The sequence below is a fragment of the Metabacillus mangrovi genome, from assembly GCF_009711125.1.
GTDB classification, from domain to species: domain Bacteria; phylum Bacillota; class Bacilli; order Bacillales; family Bacillaceae; genus Metabacillus_B; species Metabacillus_B mangrovi.
This window is the reverse complement of sequence record NZ_WMIB01000005.1, coordinates 110,813-125,848: the sequence shown is the minus strand read 5'-3', so window position 1 is coordinate 125,848 and position 15,036 is coordinate 110,813. Positions and strand designations below refer to the sequence as shown.

The following is a 15,036-nucleotide window of genomic DNA, read 5'->3' as shown; positions in this document are numbered from 1 at the left end:
GGAGGTTTTTTATGGGCAGAAAGATGACAGGGAAATGTGAGCTTTGCGGCAGAACAGACGCAGAGCTGACCGTTCATCATCTCGTCCCCAGGGAAATGGGAGGCACTTTTATGGCAACGGCCGATTTATGTATTCCCTGCCACAAACAGATCCATGCCCTTTATACAAATGAGGAGCTCGCATCAAGACTTTCAACGATTGAAGATTTGCAGCGTGATGCCAAGCTGTCCAAGTTCATTAAATGGATCCGGAAGCAGCCTGCTGCGAGGATGATCCAGACGAGAAAGTCCAATGAACGAAAAGGAAAGAGATAATCGGCTACAGCAAGAAGAAGCATCGGCGGCCGTCCGATGCTTCTTCTTTTAATTATTGGCGACAATATTCTGATCGGCAACATCCGGGTCGATCATATTGGTCGCACTGATTCCGTTAGTCAATACCCAGAAGTCCCCTGTATTCCCGCCGCCTGAACCCGCAGCAGATTTGGAAGAACTCTTGGGAGAGAGGTAAAAGGTATCACCGAAGTTAACAACTCCGCCGGAAACAGTATTGATTTTTATAGGGCCGACGATGGCAGGCATGGCAAACATCCTTCATTCCTAAGTCGTATGACCAGTATATTCAGTCCTGCCCCGATTGTTCTTCCAGATCAAGGACTCCTTTAGGACGGTAGATTTGCCGGGTATGCTTAACCCTTGCCTCCGATTCAATCAGATCAGTCGATCCGATCTGAAAAACGGCTGCAGTGGAAATGGCAAGGATCTTCACAAATTTAGCCCGGATGAAAGGTCTTTCATGGTAATAGGACGGAATGACATTCTCCGTTTTGATCGGGCGCGGTACAGGCAGCTTAAAAATATCATACTGATTGAAATCCCCTTCGTTATCATAGAACACCTCTGCTTCTCGCTGGACGGCAAAGACATTGGACTTAGGGAGGATTTCCCTCGAATCCCCTATATTAAAAACAGATGAAATCCCGACCGAATTGACATAGGCAGCATCCACTATCGAATTGCGGTTATACATGATTACTGCGGAGCCAAAGGTACAAAAGGACCGATGATCAATGATTCAGGAGGTGTATCAAATACGGCGGATGCCCCGACCGTATTGACATCCCCGATCAGAAAAACCGAGGATGTCGCAACGGCAGCGACCCTGCAAAATACAACGTTAATATCTTTATTTACAACAGTGAAATTCATGGCTGTTCTCCTTTCAATTCTACAGGGAGGTATTTAATGAAATGATCGGCCGATTGTGCGATCTCTTCTTTAATTCGCTGTACAATCTGGTCGGCCTGGATTTCCGGATCGCCCTCATGGAAATTCGCGGTTTTCATATAATACTGAACCCTCGTATCGATCTGCTTGCGGATATCCTCAACGACCATCCTCCGCTGCTCTTCATTCAGCTTTTTGGAATGCCGCTGCTCCTGAGCCTCCAGCATGTGTTCACATTCTTCGTTCAAATAGGTGTTCAGCTGATCCACTGCCATCGAATACGTTTCTCCGCTGTATTCCCGCTCCAGTTTTCCGACCTGCTGGCCTTTCTGAATGACTTCAAAATTCTCGATCGGCTCCGGATCGGTCGGATTCAGTCCGATATTCAGCGTCCCTTCAAGCGTTTCAACTTTCAGCTGGTCAAATTTATATTCGATCTTTTCAATCGTAGTAGATGGCTTATCTTTCAATGCCTTCAGATCGGCCGACATTTGCTGGATCATTCCTTCAAGCTGCTGAATCTTATTTTGCTGTGACTGAATGCATGCGCAAAGCTGCCTTAAATAGGTTCCTGTATCATTGCCGTAAAACATGACAATCCACCTCGCATCCCGATCATTCGATACGGCATTCTATGCAGGGGGATTTCATTGGGTGAATGCCTATTTTTACCTTGACGGCGGAGGTGCAAGCGGTACGATGGGCCTGGACAGCACTTGGGAGAGTTCGGCTCTTCTTGTTGCAGGCGGAGCTGCTTCAAAGAATCCGCCTGTATTGTACAGGTTTGAGAGGGACTTGATGTAACCGGCACTTCCTATCTGAAGGACAGAGGAGTTATTAACAGCTCCAACACGGAGGTAATTAATGCAGATGGACTGATTGATATAAAAATTCAAATGGCTCACCTCTATGCATTGCCGGCAATCGGCTGATCCACTACATCCTGGTCAAATGTATTGGTTACGCTGTTCTGGTTGAAGATGGACATCCCGTCCCCTGTATTGAAGGAGCCGGCACCGGCAAAGGTTTTGACGTTGCTGATTGGAGCAATCGTAAAGACATCTCCAATATGAAGTACGCTGCTGGTTCCAAGACTGTTTACTTTAAATACCCCTACAATTGCTGGCATAGCGAAACATCCTTTTCATTTTCTTGAAGAGCTGCGGCCGAACAGGTAGAATTTTAGACAGAGTGGATTTATTTCATCATATGATGGGGGCGGAAACTTGTGATAAACGCGGAGAGAGCAGCCTCCATTCAGGAAGGCGGGCGGATCCTTTCCCTTGATGTTTTAAGAGGGTTTGCCTTGTTTGGGATTTTAATGGTAAACATACTGGATTTCTCGGGGCCGGTTTTATACAGGCCCTCCATCGTCCACAGTAATGAGTGGGGGGACAGGACAGCAGAGATCCTTGTTTTTGTCTTTGCACAGGCGAGCTTTTATCCATTGTTTGCGTTTCTTTTTGGAGCGGGAGGTGTGATGTTTTACAGGAGGCTTGAAGAGAAGGGGCTGCCGGCGGAACACTATTTTGCACGGCGGCTGACGGGCCTTTTAATGATAGGCGCTGTCCACGCATTCCTGATCTGGCATGGCGATATTTTAATCAGCTATGCGCTGATCGGGCTGCTGTTTATGCTTTTTGTCCGGAGAAGCCCCGGCACGCTTGCTGTATGGGGTGTGCTGATGATTGCGGTTCCTTCGGCAATACTTGCTGTTCTGCTCGGGGCGGCAGGGGGCTTTCCCGTTCATGAACCTTCTTTGAGTCCTGTTACAGAGGTTTATCAGAGTGGAAGCTTTGGGGAAATTATGCAGCAAAGGGCTGATGATTATTTCTATGTAAACAATCCGGTCAATGCACCGTTTTTAGTGCTGTCGATCCTTCCTATGTTTTTACTTGGAGGATATGCCATGAAAAAAGGATGGTTTGGGCAAAAACCTCCTCTTCATCTGTACAGAACATGGATGACGATCGCTGCGGTCAGCGGCCCTGCTGCCCTGGCAATTAAAAGCATGCCTTTGTTCATGCCGGGTGACGGTGTTTGGATGTACCTTCACCAGTCTGCAGGGGGGCCGCTTCTGTCCTTCTTTTATATTACGGCCATTTTGCTCGCGGTCAGCCGGTTTCCGGAACTCCATATATACAGGTATTTAGCGCTCACCGGGAGAGCCTCGATGTCCAACTACCTGCTTCAGTCCATCGTGTGCACGCTGATCTTTTATTCATACGGACTCGGGCTGTACGGAAAATGGTCTTCCCTTCAGGCCATCCTGGCAGGCATCACCGTATATCTTCTCCTGGCATCGGTCAGCAGCCTCTGGTTTAAGCATTACAGGCAGGGTCCGGCTGAAAGATGGTGGAGATGGTTTATCTATCAAAAAAGGTAATGGTCAGGAAGATTGCACTTTCTGTGAGCTGCCGTTCTGAATCCTGCTGTGTCTCAGTTTGATTTCCTGAAGAAGCAGCGTATCCAGCTCCTGGCTGCATTTTAAAGTGATATCAGCATTCAGACCATGTTTCTGGGCGAGATCGATCAGATTTTTTCTCTTGGATTCAATTTCACTAAAGAAGGCCATATATTCTCCAACTTTCAAAAGATACTTTTAAAGCAAGCAGAGCTGCGAAACCGGTTGCAAAGCCTGTCCTAAAAAATGGATAAATCCATTATACAATGAATTATGAAATAATATCCAGTTTCGATAAAAAAACTTAAAATGTTACATAAAGTTACAAAGGAGTTGAGAAGCATGAACATCTCCATGAAAACTCCCAAGACACTGCTAACCAAAACGAGCGGATTTTTAAACGATTACTCTCATTCACTGAACCCTTATACGGGCTGCGCGTTTGGATGCTCCTACTGTTACGTAAGAAGGCTGCCGGTCTCCCTGTTCAGAAAGGAAGAGTGGGGAACATGGGTCGATATAAAGGCCGCCGGGAAAGAGCAATTGAAAAAGGAACTGCTGCGGGCAAAGAAAAAAGGCCCTGTCCGCATCTTTATGTCCTCAAGCACAGATCCTTATCAGGGGACAGAAGCGAAGGAGCAGGTGACAAGAACACTGCTGGAGGCAATGACCGAGGAGCCTCCCGACTTTCTGTTTGTTCAGACTAGAAGTCCGCTCTCAGAAAGAGATGAGGACCTTTTTCGGAAACTGGGCAGCAGCGTATTGGTCAGCATGACCATCGAAACGGACCGGGAAGATATTAGGCGTGCATTTGCCCCCTCGTCCCCGCCGATTGCAGCCCGCCTGAAGGCACTCCGCCAATTGAAATCAGCAGGAATTCCGGTTCAGGCAGCCGTGGCGCCCCTTCTTCCCTTTACCAGTGAATTTCCTGAAAAACTGAAGCAGGCGGCAGACCTTGTTACATTGGATGATTTTTTCCTCGGAGACGGAGCAGGAGGAAAACGATCAGCCTCGCTTGGAGTCCTGCAGGTGCTTGAAGGATTAGGGGAAGAAGACTGGTTCAACCCCGAGCGGCTGGTGCAGGAAAAGGCACGGTTTGAGCATGTGTTTGGCAGGCGGAATGTCCGCATCAGCCAGGATGGCTTTGCTCCTTTTCGTTTATGATGCCTGTGCAAAAATAGATCAAAGGAGGAACCGGCAGGAATCCCGGACTTTTATGTCGAAAAGATTAGTAGGAAGTACTGTCGATCTATCTTTAATTGAACAAGGCTTTGGGATTACTTATCCGCCAGTCTGAAAAGCCTGTCTGCGTGGGAAGCCATGCAGAGAGGAAAGGGCAGGGAGGAAAAGTCAGAAGCCGTTTTATAACGCAATGGAGGGTTTAGGATGAAATTTGCAGCAGCACGTCTGAATGGAAGAACATTTATCGGACTGATTCAGGAAGAAGAGAAAATTTTTGATCTGCAGAGGGCTGAGAAAAAGTTTTTTGAAATGGAAACCATTCCTGCAAATCTTGAAGACTGTATAAAAGAAGGAGAAAAGTTTATCAGTCAGGCTCAAGTGCTTGAGCAGAGATTGCAGAAGTCAGATGATCATCAGGAACTTGTCTATTCCCTTGCAGATGTGGATTTGCTTCCTCCAATTCCGAGGCCGTCCAAAAACATTTTCTGTGTCGGCAAGAACTACAGAGACCATGCGATTGAAATGGGAAGTGAAGCAGATATCCCGAAGTTTGTTATGCTTTTCTCAAAAGCTCCCACTTCCGTTATCGGCCACGGAGATCTCATCGACCCGCATACTCATCTTACTGAAGAGCTCGATTACGAAGGAGAGCTTGCGGTCATCATCGGCAAGAAAGGGAAGCAAATCCCGGTGGAAGAAGCGATGGATTATGTCTTTGGCTATTCCATTATGAACGACATTACTGCACGGAACCTCCAGGCGAATCATAAACAATTCCTGCTTGGGAAAAGCCTTGATACTTCCTGTCCTTTTGGACCTTATGCTGTACATAAATCAGCGATACCGGACCCGCAAAACCTTCAGCTGGAAACGCGGGTCAATGGCGAGCTCCGCCAGTCCGGACATACAGCCGATATGATTTTCTCCATCTCCTCGATCATTTCGACCATCTCGCAGGGAACAACGCTTGAACCGGGCGACCTTATTGCGACGGGTACCCCGAGCGGTGTCGGCAAAGGCTTTAATCCGCCAAGATATCTGAAGTCAGGCGATGTAGTGGAAATCAGTATAAGCGGGATCGGAACATTGTCAAACGGAGTGAATTGATAAACTTGCAAAAACGATAAAAAACCCGGAATGCTCAGCAGCTTTCCGGGTTTTTCGTTATTCAGATTAGCCTTATTTAGACAGTACGTGAAATACTTTTTCAATCGCCCAGTCCAAATCGTCTTTGGAGATTGTAAGCGGCGGCGCGAAACGGATGACAGTGTCATGAGTTTCCTTGCACAATAAACCTTCTTCTTTCAATTTTTCACAGTAAGGCCGCGCTTCTTCGTGAAGCTCTACCCCGATGAAGAGCCCTTTGCCCCGTACTTCTTTAATCACCGGGTTATCAATCTCTTTCAGTTTTTCCTGAAAGTAGTTTCCGAGTTCGAGAGACCGTTCGGCCAGCTTTTCATCGAGCAGCACATCCAGGGCAGCGATGGAGACGGCACAGGCGAGCGGGTTTCCGCCAAAAGTGGAACCGTGGGAGCCCGGGTTGAAAACACCGAGAATGTCTTTATTGGCAGCTACACAGGAAATCGGGAAAACGCCTCCTCCGAGTGCTTTTCCGAGAATGTACATGTCCGGCTCCACATCTTCCCAGCTGCATGCGAACATTTTCCCTGAACGGGCGAGGCCGCACTGAATTTCATCAGCAACGAAAAGAACGTTTTGATTTTTGCAGATTTCTGATGCTCTGGACAGATAGCCTTCATCTGGTATGTTTATGCCGGCTTCCCCTTGGATCGGTTCTACAATAAACGCAGCCGTGTTTGGTGTGATGGCAGCTTCCAGGGCTTTCAGGTCGTTGTATGGAATCACCTTGATTCCCGGGAGCATCGGTCCGAAGCCGCGCTTGTATTCATCACTTGATGACATGGATACAGCCGTCATGGTGCGGCCATGGAAATTTTCCTCGCAGACGATGATTTCCGCCTGGTCAGAAACCACGCCTTTTACGTCGTAAGCCCAGCGTCTTGCCGTCTTGACCGCTGTTTCAACTGCTTCAGCACCGGTGTTCATCGGAAGGACCATATCCTTGTTTGTTAATGCGGCTACTTTTTCGTACCAGGGTCCCAGCTGGTCATTGTGAAACGCACGTGAAGTTAACGTGATGCGGTCTGCCTGATCCTTCAGCGCCTGAATGATTTTCGGGTGGCGGTGCCCCTGGTTGACCGCGGAGTAGGCACTCAGCATATCCATGTATTTGTTTCCTTCAGGATCTTCCACCCAGACTCCTTCTGCTTTGGAAATGACAATTGGAAGCGGATGATAGTTGTTGGCTCCGAACTTTTCAGTCTGTTCAATTACGTGCGATGTTTTAGTCGTCATGTATATCCCTCCATTTAAAGAATAGCGCTTTCAATAGTGCGAATATTACCACCTATCTATACAATATCTCAGGAAAGTCCGGATGACAATAGGAGGGATTTCCGGCATCCCGGATGCTCTTCAAGGTGTGAATATTTATTCGTGGAAAAGAGGAGCAGCACTGATTTTACTGCTGGATTTCGAATAAATATTCAATAATCCCTCTGCTTATTTTTTTGCATTGGTCAGGGAAGTTGCTGGTTTTACCGCCTCTTGATTGGAGGGAAGCCGGTAGACATTGAACTTGAGAGCAGCGGGACAGGCGGGACACCACAGGCGCAAAGTTGAAAGGAGGCTCCGAACGCCCTTGTTCGAGCGACCGCCTGCTGTCTGCAATCAACAGCCTGGTTTAACAGAGCGTTTCTGTTAAGGGGAACCGAGAATTTTTTTCTTTCGGCGGGATCTTTCATGGTAAGATAAAGAGTGTAGAATATTGACAGAAAAGGAGGGATTACCCGTGGTGCACATGCATATTACATCCTGGATTCTTGGCCTGATCCTGTTTTTTGCGGCCTATTTTTTACATACCGGGGGCAATGCCAGAGTATCTAAGATTCTTCATATGATTTTACGAGTCTTTTATATCCTGATTATTGTCACTGGAGTCTGGATCCTGCTGTCGCTGTCCAATATTAATGCAGAGTACATTATTAAAGGGCTTGCGGGACTGTGGCTCATTGCTTCAATGGAGATGATTCTGGTCCGCCTTAAAAAGAACAAGCCGGTCCGCAGTTTTTGGATTCAGCTGATCATCGCACTTGTGCTTGTCCTGCTGCTCGGCTGGCGTCTGCCGCTTGGCGTGCTGCATATGTAGGAAAAGTAAAACCCGGATGACTCTGTAATGAGCCTATCCGGGTTTTTTCTTTTGGCTTTGTTAAAGCATAGTGTTGATTTTTCACACCTGTTGATTGGAGCGTAAAGCGTGAGACTCCTGCGGGAGCAGCGGGACAGGTGAGACCCCGCAGTCGCGCAGCGGCGAGGAGGCTCACCGCCCGCCCCGCGGAAAGCGAAAGCCTGCAGCGGAAATCAACAACCAAGTTTAACAGAGCTTTTCTTTTAAATACAGGTTAGATCCGATTGCAAAAGGTTCAGCTGCTTTTCTTCAGAAGAAGGATCGACCGTTTTCCGAGACTTGTCGTAAACTCATACCGGTCCGATACTTCTCTTGCCGGCATTCTGTGATGCTGAACACCGCATATGCTCTCTTCATTATCAAATTGGTAAAAAGAGGTGCATGCTGTTTTCAGTTTCCTGCTTTCGAAAAGAAGGTGATTATATGAATAGATGCAGTCATAGAATGAAAAGCCGAGATTATTCAGCTCATTTGCGAATTTTATCAGGGTATCATCATCAAAGGATTTGAGCAGCTGTTCAAATGCGAAGGGGAGCCTTCTGCGGATTTTCAATGAATGAGATTCCGTAAGCATAAGTTCTATTGCACTTGTCTTAACGATGCCTTCTGAAAGCCAGACAGCCGGAACCCAGGTGTCATCCAGGAGCACTTGCATGTCGCTTAAGTCCATCGAGTCTACAATCAAGCCTTCATCTGAATCTTCTTCAAAAAATAGCCAATTACCGTCCATGTGACAGATGCATCCGGTCATGCAGGCCCGCTTTTGTGCGTATAACAATTTCTTTCTGACTGAAGAAGCCAATTTATTCCCTCCTGCACTTAGGTTACTATACCAACCTTTTTACCCTAAACCGGACATCTTTATTCAAGAACTTCTTCATGAGGACAATTTCACTCCACATACACTTTGAATAGAATAGGTACATTCAAGCGGAGCTACAGGAAAAAGGAGATGAAGAATATGTGCGGGATTACAGGTTGGGCCGATCATCAGAAAAGTCTTGCCGGGGAGAGAAGCATCGTTTCTTCCATGACGGAAACCTTGTCTAAAAGAGGGCCTGATGATACGAATTTATGGTGGCAGCCCGCTGTCTGGTTTGGACATAAACGGCTCTGCGTCGTAGATCCTGCAAGCGGAATCCAGCCGATGACGAAGGAAAAGGATGGCCGGGAGTTTACGATTTGCTACAATGGAGAGCTTTATAATACGGAGGATATCCGGAAGGTTCTGCTCGGAAAAGGATACAGCTTCAGAGGGCATTCAGACACGGAAGTCCTGCTTGCCTCTTATATGGAGTGGGGGGAAGACTGTCTGGAGCGGCTCAATGGAATTTTTGCCTTTGCGGTGTGGGACACATCGAAAAACCAGCTGTTTCTGGCAAGAGACCGGATGGGGGTAAAACCGCTGTTTTACCGGTACAAAAACGGCTCTCTGCTTTTCGCTTCAGAATTAAAAGCGATATTGGCACATCCGGATGTAAAAGCTGCGGTAAACAGGGAAGGCCTTTCGGAGATTATGGGGCTCGGCCCTTCCAGAACACCGGGACATGGTGTGTATGAAGACATCGCAGAGCTGCGGCCCGCCCATGCCATGCTGTTTACCCGGGATGGGTTAAAGGTATGGCGGTACTGGAATGTGAAAAGCGCACTCCATCAAGACTCTTTTGATGAAACAGTCGGGAATGTCCGGTCTCTTTTAACGGATGCCGTAACGCGTCAGCTTGTTTCGGATGTTCCGCTTTGCACCTTTCTTTCCGGAGGACTGGATTCGAGCGCGATTACAGCCATTGCTGCCCAATCGTATGAGAGGGAAGGGAAAGGAAGACTGCATACGTTTTCCATAGATTATGAGGAAAATGATCAGTTCTTCAAAGCAAATGATTTCCAGCCTAACTCGGATGAACTTTGGATCAGGAAGATGACGGATGCTTATCATACGGAGCACCATTTCAGTGTCATTTCCCAGGAGACACTGGCCCAATTCCTGAGTGAAGCCGTTGAGGTAAGAGACCTGCCCGGGATGGCGGATATCGATTCGTCACTTCTCTGGTTCTGCCGTGAAATCAAAAAAGATTTTACAGTGGGGCTGTCGGGAGAATGTGCGGACGAAATATTTGGAGGATACCCATGGTTCCATAAGCCGGGAGAGTCTGACGTGTTTCCGTGGATGCGTTCCACTGCAGCGAGAACGGAGCTGCTGAATGACTCCTACCGGAGCAAACTGAACCTTGCAGAATACGTGAAAGCGAGATTTGATGAAACGGCAGCCGAGACCCCGGCTCTCGAGGGAGAGAATGAAACGGATGCAAAGCGCCGTGAGCTCTTTTATATGAATATGCTCTGGTTTATGACGACTCTTCTGGACCGCAAGGACAGGATGAGCATGGGAGCAAGCCTTGAAGTGAGGGTGCCTTTTGCGGATCATCGCCTGGTGGAATACGTATGGAACATTCCATGGGAAATGAAAATGCATGGCAGCCGGGAAAAAGGGATCCTCAGGAAGGCGCTTGAAGGCATTCTGCCGGAAGAAGTGCTTTACCGGAAAAAAAGCCCCTACCCTAAAACCCATCATCCCGCCTATACGGAAGCAGTTAAAAATATGCTGAAAGACAGCCTCAATCATAAAGACTCGATTCTCCACGAGCTGTTTGACCGGAAAAAACTGGACCGGATTATTGAAACAAACGGCAGTGACTTCGGCACGCCGTGGTTCGGCCAGCTCATGACCGGCCCGCAGCTGCTCGCCCATTTAGGGCAGATTCATATATGGGCAGAAAAATACCGCGTTCAGTTAAAGTGTTAACCGCAGGGATTCCGGTGCAGCTGACCGGGGTCCTGTTTTTCTGTTCAGGCAAGAGCGATTTGACATGAGTACATTTTCGTCCGGCACCACGGATGGCACCCTTGATGACGTCGTCCATTTTCAGGCTGCGGAGAGCACTTGATCATGAAAGGCAGCAGTGCTTTTGTTCCATAAAAGCTGAACAAGGTGCCGGCAGCGCTGGAATGAACTTTCCGGTGAACGGGTAAAGTGTAGGAAGGGTTATTCATTGTGTTTTAATCCTCCAATACGTATAATGTTTGTATAACTAATGTATAATTTCAGGGGGACGACCCATATGACGAAGAAAATTATTGTAATCGGCGCCGGTCCGGGCGGTATGGCTGCGGCTCTTCAGCTCGCAGGCAGGGGCTATGACGTTCATGTTTACGAGAAGCAAAATTACATAGGCGGGCGCAACTCCTCTTTCGAAATGAACGGGTTTACTTTTGATATGGGTCCGACCTTTCTAAGTATGGTCCATCTGGCTGAAGAAATCTTTGAGGAATCAGGTAAAAATCTCTATGACTATCTTGAGCTGAAGGAAATAGATGATATGTATGAGCTGATCTTCGGAGATAAAAGTCTTCACATGACAAGAAATCCGGAAGAAATGAAAAAGAGAATCGAAGAGTTTGCTCCTGGTGACGGAGACGGGTATCTTGCTTTTATTAGAGATACGGAGAAAAAGATGGACCGGCTGACCCCGATCCTTCAAAGCAGGATGGACCGTTTCAGGCATTACCTCAGCTGGAGGGTGCTGAGAGCCATTCCAAAGCTTACGCTGACCAAGAGTCTGTATGAAGTATTATCACATTATTTTAAGGATGAAAGAATGAAGCTTGCCTTTACCTTCCAATCCAAGTATCTTGGCATGTCGCCATGGGAATGTCCGGGAGCTTTCTCCATTCTTTCCTACATGGAGCATGCGTACGGAATTTTTCATCCGGTCGGAGGCGTAAATCAGCTTCCAAAAGCGATGGCCTCAGCCTTTAAAGAGCTGGGCGGATCCATTCACCTTGGCCGGGGAGTGGACAAACTGATCCTGGATGGCCGTAAAGTCCAGGGGGTAAAGCTTGAAACCGGAGAAGAAATCATGGCGGCTGAAGTTGTCATCAACGGTGATTTCGGCCACGCAGTCTCGAATTTTGTGGAAGAGGGCTCATTAAAAAAATACGCGAAGGAAAAACTGGAAAAGAAAAAGTTTTCCTGTTCAACTTTTATGATCTACCTCGGTTTGGATAAAGTTTACGATCTTCCGCATCATACGATCCTTTTTGCTGAAGACTATAAAAAGAATGTGGAAGAAATTACAAAGACCATGACGCTCTCAGAAGATCCGTCCATTTACATACAAAATGCGTCTGTTACGGATCCGACGCTTGCACCGCCGGGTAAATCCGCGCTCTACATCCTCGCACCGGTTCCAAGCAATATAAGCGGAATTGACTGGGATCAGGAAAAAGGGCGGTTCAGGGAGCTGATTTTCAAAACGCTTCAGGAACGGACAGAATTCAAAGATTTAGAGAAGCATATCGAGGCGGAACGGATCCTGACACCAAAGGAATGGGAGCGGGAGATTTTCGTATACAAAGGGGCAACGTTCAACCTGGCTCACAATCTTACCCAGATGATGGTGCTCAGGCCCCATAACGAGTTCGAAGAGCTGGAGCATGCATGGCTTGTCGGTGGAGGGACCCATCCCGGAAGCGGGCTGCCGACGATTCTGGAATCCGCCCGCATAACCGTTAACATGCTTGATGAAAAATACAAAGGGAAAACAGCACCCTTCAATCTGAAAAAAAGGGCGGGGAACGCATGATGAAGGCAGTGGTGGCAGGCGGAGGAGTCGGCGGATTAATTACCGCTTTATTAATGAAAAAGAACGGGTTCCATGTTACGATATTTGAAAAGAGCAGCAAGCTTGGAGGAAGACTTTCCTATGTGAAAGAAGGAGAGTTTAAAATCGATGAAGGCCCGACCATTGTTTTGCTCCCGCTTATGCTGCAGAGTATCTTAAATGAAGCAGGAATTTCGGACGAAGAGTACGAGCTCATTTCTCTGAATCCCCTGTACAAGCTCCATTTTTCAGATGGCAGCACCTACACGAAGTATTCCGATTTTGAAAAACAGCTCGGGGAGCTCAAGTCGAATTTTCCGGGCCAGGAATCAGGATTCATCCGGTTCATGAAGGACATGGATATCCGTTTCCGCCTTGGGAAGGAGCAATTCCTGGAAAAAACCTTTGTTAACCGCAAGAGTTTCTGGACAAGAATGAATGTACAAACGCTTATGAAACTGAAAGCTTACAGGAGTGTCAGCCAATCTCTAAAGCCTTATTTCACGGATGAACGATTAAGACAGGCTTATTCTCTGCAAACACTGTACATCGGCGGCAATCCGTATGACTCTCCTGCCATGTATTCTCTCGTTTCCTACAGTGAGCACAAGCATGGAGTATACTATTTAAAGGGAGGCTATGCAAAACTCGCAGAAGTGCTGGAAAGAGCCCTCCTGAAAGCCGGTGTTGAGATTCATAAAAATGCGCTTGTGCAATCGATTGAATCAGAAGGCATAAAAGCAAAGGGGATTCATGTGAACGGAGAATTCCATGAAGCGGATTACGTTGTGCTGAATGGGGATTTTCCTTCTGTCACCCATATGCTCGAACCCCATATTCAGAAAAAAGAATACATTCCTTCCTCCGGATGTCTACTGCTCTACTTGGGTCTTGACAAGATTTACGAGGAAGCGAACGTGCACCAATTTTACATGGGTGCGGATTTCCAAAAACATATGAAAGAGATTTTTGTCACAAAAGAAGTTCCTGAAGATCCTTCCATCTACGCCTTCCATCCATCCGTTATCGATCCTTCGCTTGCACCGGAAGGAAAAAGTGTGCTGTATGCACTCATTCCGGTGCCGTCTGGAAACCATATTGACTGGGATGCTCAGTCCGGATTTATCGACCAGATTATCGAAAAGCTTGAGGAAAAAGGGTTCCCCGGACTAAGAGAGCATATTGTCTGGAAAAAGGTGAAGACGCCAAATGATGCAAAAAGAGAAGGCTTGTTCGAGGGAGGCAGTTTCGGCCTCGCGCCTGTCCTTTTCCAGTCAGGTGTCTTCCGTCCCCAGGTAAAGCCGTCAAAATTGGACAATGTTTATGCGGCAGGAGCCTCCATTCATCCAGGCGGCGGCATTCCGCTTGTGATGCAGGGAGCCAAAATGATGGTTGATGTGCTGATGGAAGATGTCAATAAACAAAATGGGGTGAGCTTAAATGGAAAAGTTGAAAGAAGCGTACGCACAATGTGAAGAACTCATTAAAATTCATTCCAAATCCTTTTACAAAGCCTTCTCCCTTCTTCCAGCAGAAAAGAAAAAAGCCGTATGGGCAGTCTATGCATTCTGCCGGACAGTGGATGACATCGTAGATGAAGGAACAGATCCTGAAACAGAGCTTCAAGCCTTCGAAGAGGAGTTCCGGCTGTTTCTGAAACGTGAACACAGCCGAGAAAAATTTATCTGGCTTGCTCTTGAAGATACATTCAGCCGCTACGATATGGACGAGGAAGCGTTCTGGGATATGATTAAGGGCCAGAGAATGGACCTCCATAAAAACAGATACGATACCCTTGAAGAGGTGTTCGAATACTCCTATCACGTAGCAAGTGCTGTCGGATTGATGCTGCTCCCGATTCTTGCACCTAGAAAGAAGGCCTTGCTCCGCAACGGAGCCATAGCCCTCGGACTTGCCATGCAGCTGACCAACATTCTAAGGGATATTGGCGAAGATCTGGACAGAGACCGCATCTACCTTCCAAAGGAAGTGATGGATCAGTTCGGATGCAGCTTCGAACAGCTTGAGAACGGAGTCATTAATGATTCGTTCATCTCTGTATGGGAATACCTCGCTTTTGAAGCAGAAGCTTATTACGAAGAAGCACTGGACACGATTGATGAATACCCGCTGCACTCGAGAACCCCAGTGAAAGCAGCAGCCTATTTTTATAAAGCCATCCTGAATAAAGTACGGGGCAATCAATACCGGGTCTTCGGACAACGGAATTTCGTCACCCAGGATGAAAAGGTCTCGATATTGTCACAAATGTAGGGAAGCGTTTATCAGACGCTT

18 protein-coding genes are annotated in these 15,036 nt (G+C 47.3%); 9 read left to right on the top strand and 9 right to left on the bottom strand.

The genetic code is table 11. The features are described 5' to 3' along the window. The first annotated feature begins 11 nt into the window (after positions 1 to 11). Positions 12 to 314 (top strand): HNH endonuclease, encoded by a 303-nt coding sequence (locus tag GKZ89_RS07840; protein WP_155111849.1) that lies wholly within the window; start codon positions 12 to 14, stop codon positions 312 to 314. Between the two features lie 48 nt (positions 315 to 362). Here the strand turns inward: GKZ89_RS07840 and GKZ89_RS07835 are convergent, their stop codons facing one another. The 6 genes from GKZ89_RS07835 to GKZ89_RS07810 all read right to left on the bottom strand — a co-directional run bounded on the left by GKZ89_RS07835 (position 363) and on the right by GKZ89_RS07810 (position 2,355). Beyond that, positions 363 to 581 (bottom strand): spore germination protein, encoded by a 219-nt coding sequence (locus GKZ89_RS07835; RefSeq protein ID WP_155111848.1) that lies wholly within the window; start codon positions 579 to 581, stop codon positions 363 to 365. Between the two features lie 40 nt (positions 582 to 621). After that, the gene (locus tag GKZ89_RS07830) at positions 622 to 1,029 is read right to left on the bottom strand and encodes a spore germination protein GerPE (protein WP_155111847.1); all 408 of its coding nucleotides are present in this window, start codon (positions 1,027 to 1,029) and stop codon (positions 622 to 624) included. A 2-nt stretch (positions 1,030 to 1,031) separates the two neighbouring features. Further along, entirely contained in the window at positions 1,032 to 1,208 is a 177-nt protein-coding gene (locus GKZ89_RS07825; protein WP_155111846.1) for a spore gernimation protein GerPD, read from the bottom strand. Next, on the bottom strand, positions 1,205 to 1,819 hold the full coding sequence (gene gerPC / locus GKZ89_RS07820; protein ID WP_155111845.1) for a spore germination protein GerPC: 615 nt from the start codon (positions 1,817 to 1,819) through the stop codon (positions 1,205 to 1,207). The genes GKZ89_RS07825 and gerPC overlap by 4 nt, the downstream gene beginning before the upstream one ends. Before the next feature lie 75 nt (positions 1,820 to 1,894). After that, positions 1,895 to 2,122, bottom strand: coding sequence for a spore germination protein GerPB (locus GKZ89_RS07815; protein WP_155111844.1), 228 nt, complete (start codon positions 2,120 to 2,122; stop codon positions 1,895 to 1,897). An 11-nt stretch (positions 2,123 to 2,133) separates the two neighbouring features. Further along, a complete protein-coding gene (locus tag GKZ89_RS07810; RefSeq protein ID WP_155111843.1) occupies positions 2,134 to 2,355 on the bottom strand; it encodes a spore germination protein in 222 nt (73 codons plus the stop codon). Positions 2,356 to 2,454: 99 nt separating this feature from the next. On the opposite strand from GKZ89_RS07810, the gene GKZ89_RS21475 reads away from it, so the two are divergent. Beyond that, positions 2,455 to 3,612: a DUF418 domain-containing protein gene (locus tag GKZ89_RS21475; RefSeq protein WP_155111842.1), complete on the top strand. Its 1,158-nt coding sequence runs from the start codon at positions 2,455 to 2,457 to the stop codon at positions 3,610 to 3,612. Positions 3,613 to 3,615: 3 nt separating this feature from the next. On the opposite strand, the gene GKZ89_RS07800 is transcribed toward GKZ89_RS21475, so the two are convergent. Further along, a complete protein-coding gene (locus GKZ89_RS07800; protein ID WP_155111841.1) occupies positions 3,616 to 3,801 on the bottom strand; it encodes an aspartyl-phosphate phosphatase Spo0E family protein in 186 nt (61 codons plus the stop codon). Positions 3,802 to 3,972: 171 nt separating this feature from the next. Between GKZ89_RS07800 and GKZ89_RS07795 the strand changes: the two genes are divergently transcribed. Together GKZ89_RS07795 and GKZ89_RS07790 are read left to right on the top strand one after the other, a co-directional pair. Next, on the top strand, positions 3,973 to 4,794 hold the full coding sequence (locus GKZ89_RS07795; RefSeq protein ID WP_155111840.1) for an SPL family radical SAM protein: 822 nt from the start codon (positions 3,973 to 3,975) through the stop codon (positions 4,792 to 4,794). A gap of 222 nt (positions 4,795 to 5,016) precedes the next feature. Beyond that, positions 5,017 to 5,919, top strand: coding sequence for a fumarylacetoacetate hydrolase family protein (locus GKZ89_RS07790; RefSeq protein ID WP_155111839.1), 903 nt, complete (start codon positions 5,017 to 5,019; stop codon positions 5,917 to 5,919). A 72-nt stretch (positions 5,920 to 5,991) separates the two neighbouring features. Here the strand turns inward: GKZ89_RS07790 and GKZ89_RS07785 are convergent, their stop codons facing one another. Next, the gene (locus tag GKZ89_RS07785) at positions 5,992 to 7,188 is read right to left on the bottom strand and encodes an ornithine--oxo-acid transaminase (protein WP_155111838.1); all 1,197 of its coding nucleotides are present in this window, start codon (positions 7,186 to 7,188) and stop codon (positions 5,992 to 5,994) included. A gap of 505 nt (positions 7,189 to 7,693) precedes the next feature. Between GKZ89_RS07785 and GKZ89_RS07780 the strand changes: the two genes are divergently transcribed. Beyond that, positions 7,694 to 8,041, top strand: a complete 348-nt coding sequence (locus GKZ89_RS07780; RefSeq protein WP_155111913.1) for a YisL family protein — start codon at positions 7,694 to 7,696, stop codon at positions 8,039 to 8,041. A gap of 274 nt (positions 8,042 to 8,315) precedes the next feature. Here GKZ89_RS07780 and GKZ89_RS07775 read toward each other — a convergent pair whose 3' ends face one another. Further along, positions 8,316 to 8,882, bottom strand: a complete 567-nt coding sequence (locus tag GKZ89_RS07775) for a DUF2777 family protein (RefSeq protein ID WP_155111837.1) — start codon at positions 8,880 to 8,882, stop codon at positions 8,316 to 8,318. A gap of 159 nt (positions 8,883 to 9,041) precedes the next feature. On the opposite strand from GKZ89_RS07775, the gene asnB reads away from it, so the two are divergent. From asnB to GKZ89_RS07755, 4 genes are all read left to right on the top strand, one after another. Next, positions 9,042 to 10,883 carry an asparagine synthase (glutamine-hydrolyzing) gene (gene asnB / locus GKZ89_RS07770; RefSeq protein ID WP_155111836.1) on the top strand — a complete coding sequence of 614 codons (1,842 nt, stop codon included), beginning with the start codon at positions 9,042 to 9,044 and terminating at the stop codon, positions 10,881 to 10,883. A gap of 316 nt (positions 10,884 to 11,199) precedes the next feature. Continuing rightward, positions 11,200 to 12,723 carry a phytoene desaturase family protein gene (locus GKZ89_RS07765; protein WP_155111835.1) on the top strand — a complete coding sequence of 508 codons (1,524 nt, stop codon included), beginning with the start codon at positions 11,200 to 11,202 and terminating at the stop codon, positions 12,721 to 12,723. Further along, on the top strand, positions 12,723 to 14,216 hold the full coding sequence (locus tag GKZ89_RS07760; protein ID WP_155111912.1) for a phytoene desaturase family protein: 1,494 nt from the start codon (positions 12,723 to 12,725) through the stop codon (positions 14,214 to 14,216). The genes GKZ89_RS07765 and GKZ89_RS07760 overlap by 1 nt, the downstream gene beginning before the upstream one ends. After that, positions 14,182 to 15,015 carry a phytoene/squalene synthase family protein gene (locus GKZ89_RS07755; RefSeq protein WP_155111834.1) on the top strand — a complete coding sequence of 278 codons (834 nt, stop codon included), beginning with the start codon at positions 14,182 to 14,184 and terminating at the stop codon, positions 15,013 to 15,015. The genes GKZ89_RS07760 and GKZ89_RS07755 overlap by 35 nt, the downstream gene beginning before the upstream one ends. Positions 15,016 to 15,036 lie beyond the last annotated feature (21 nt).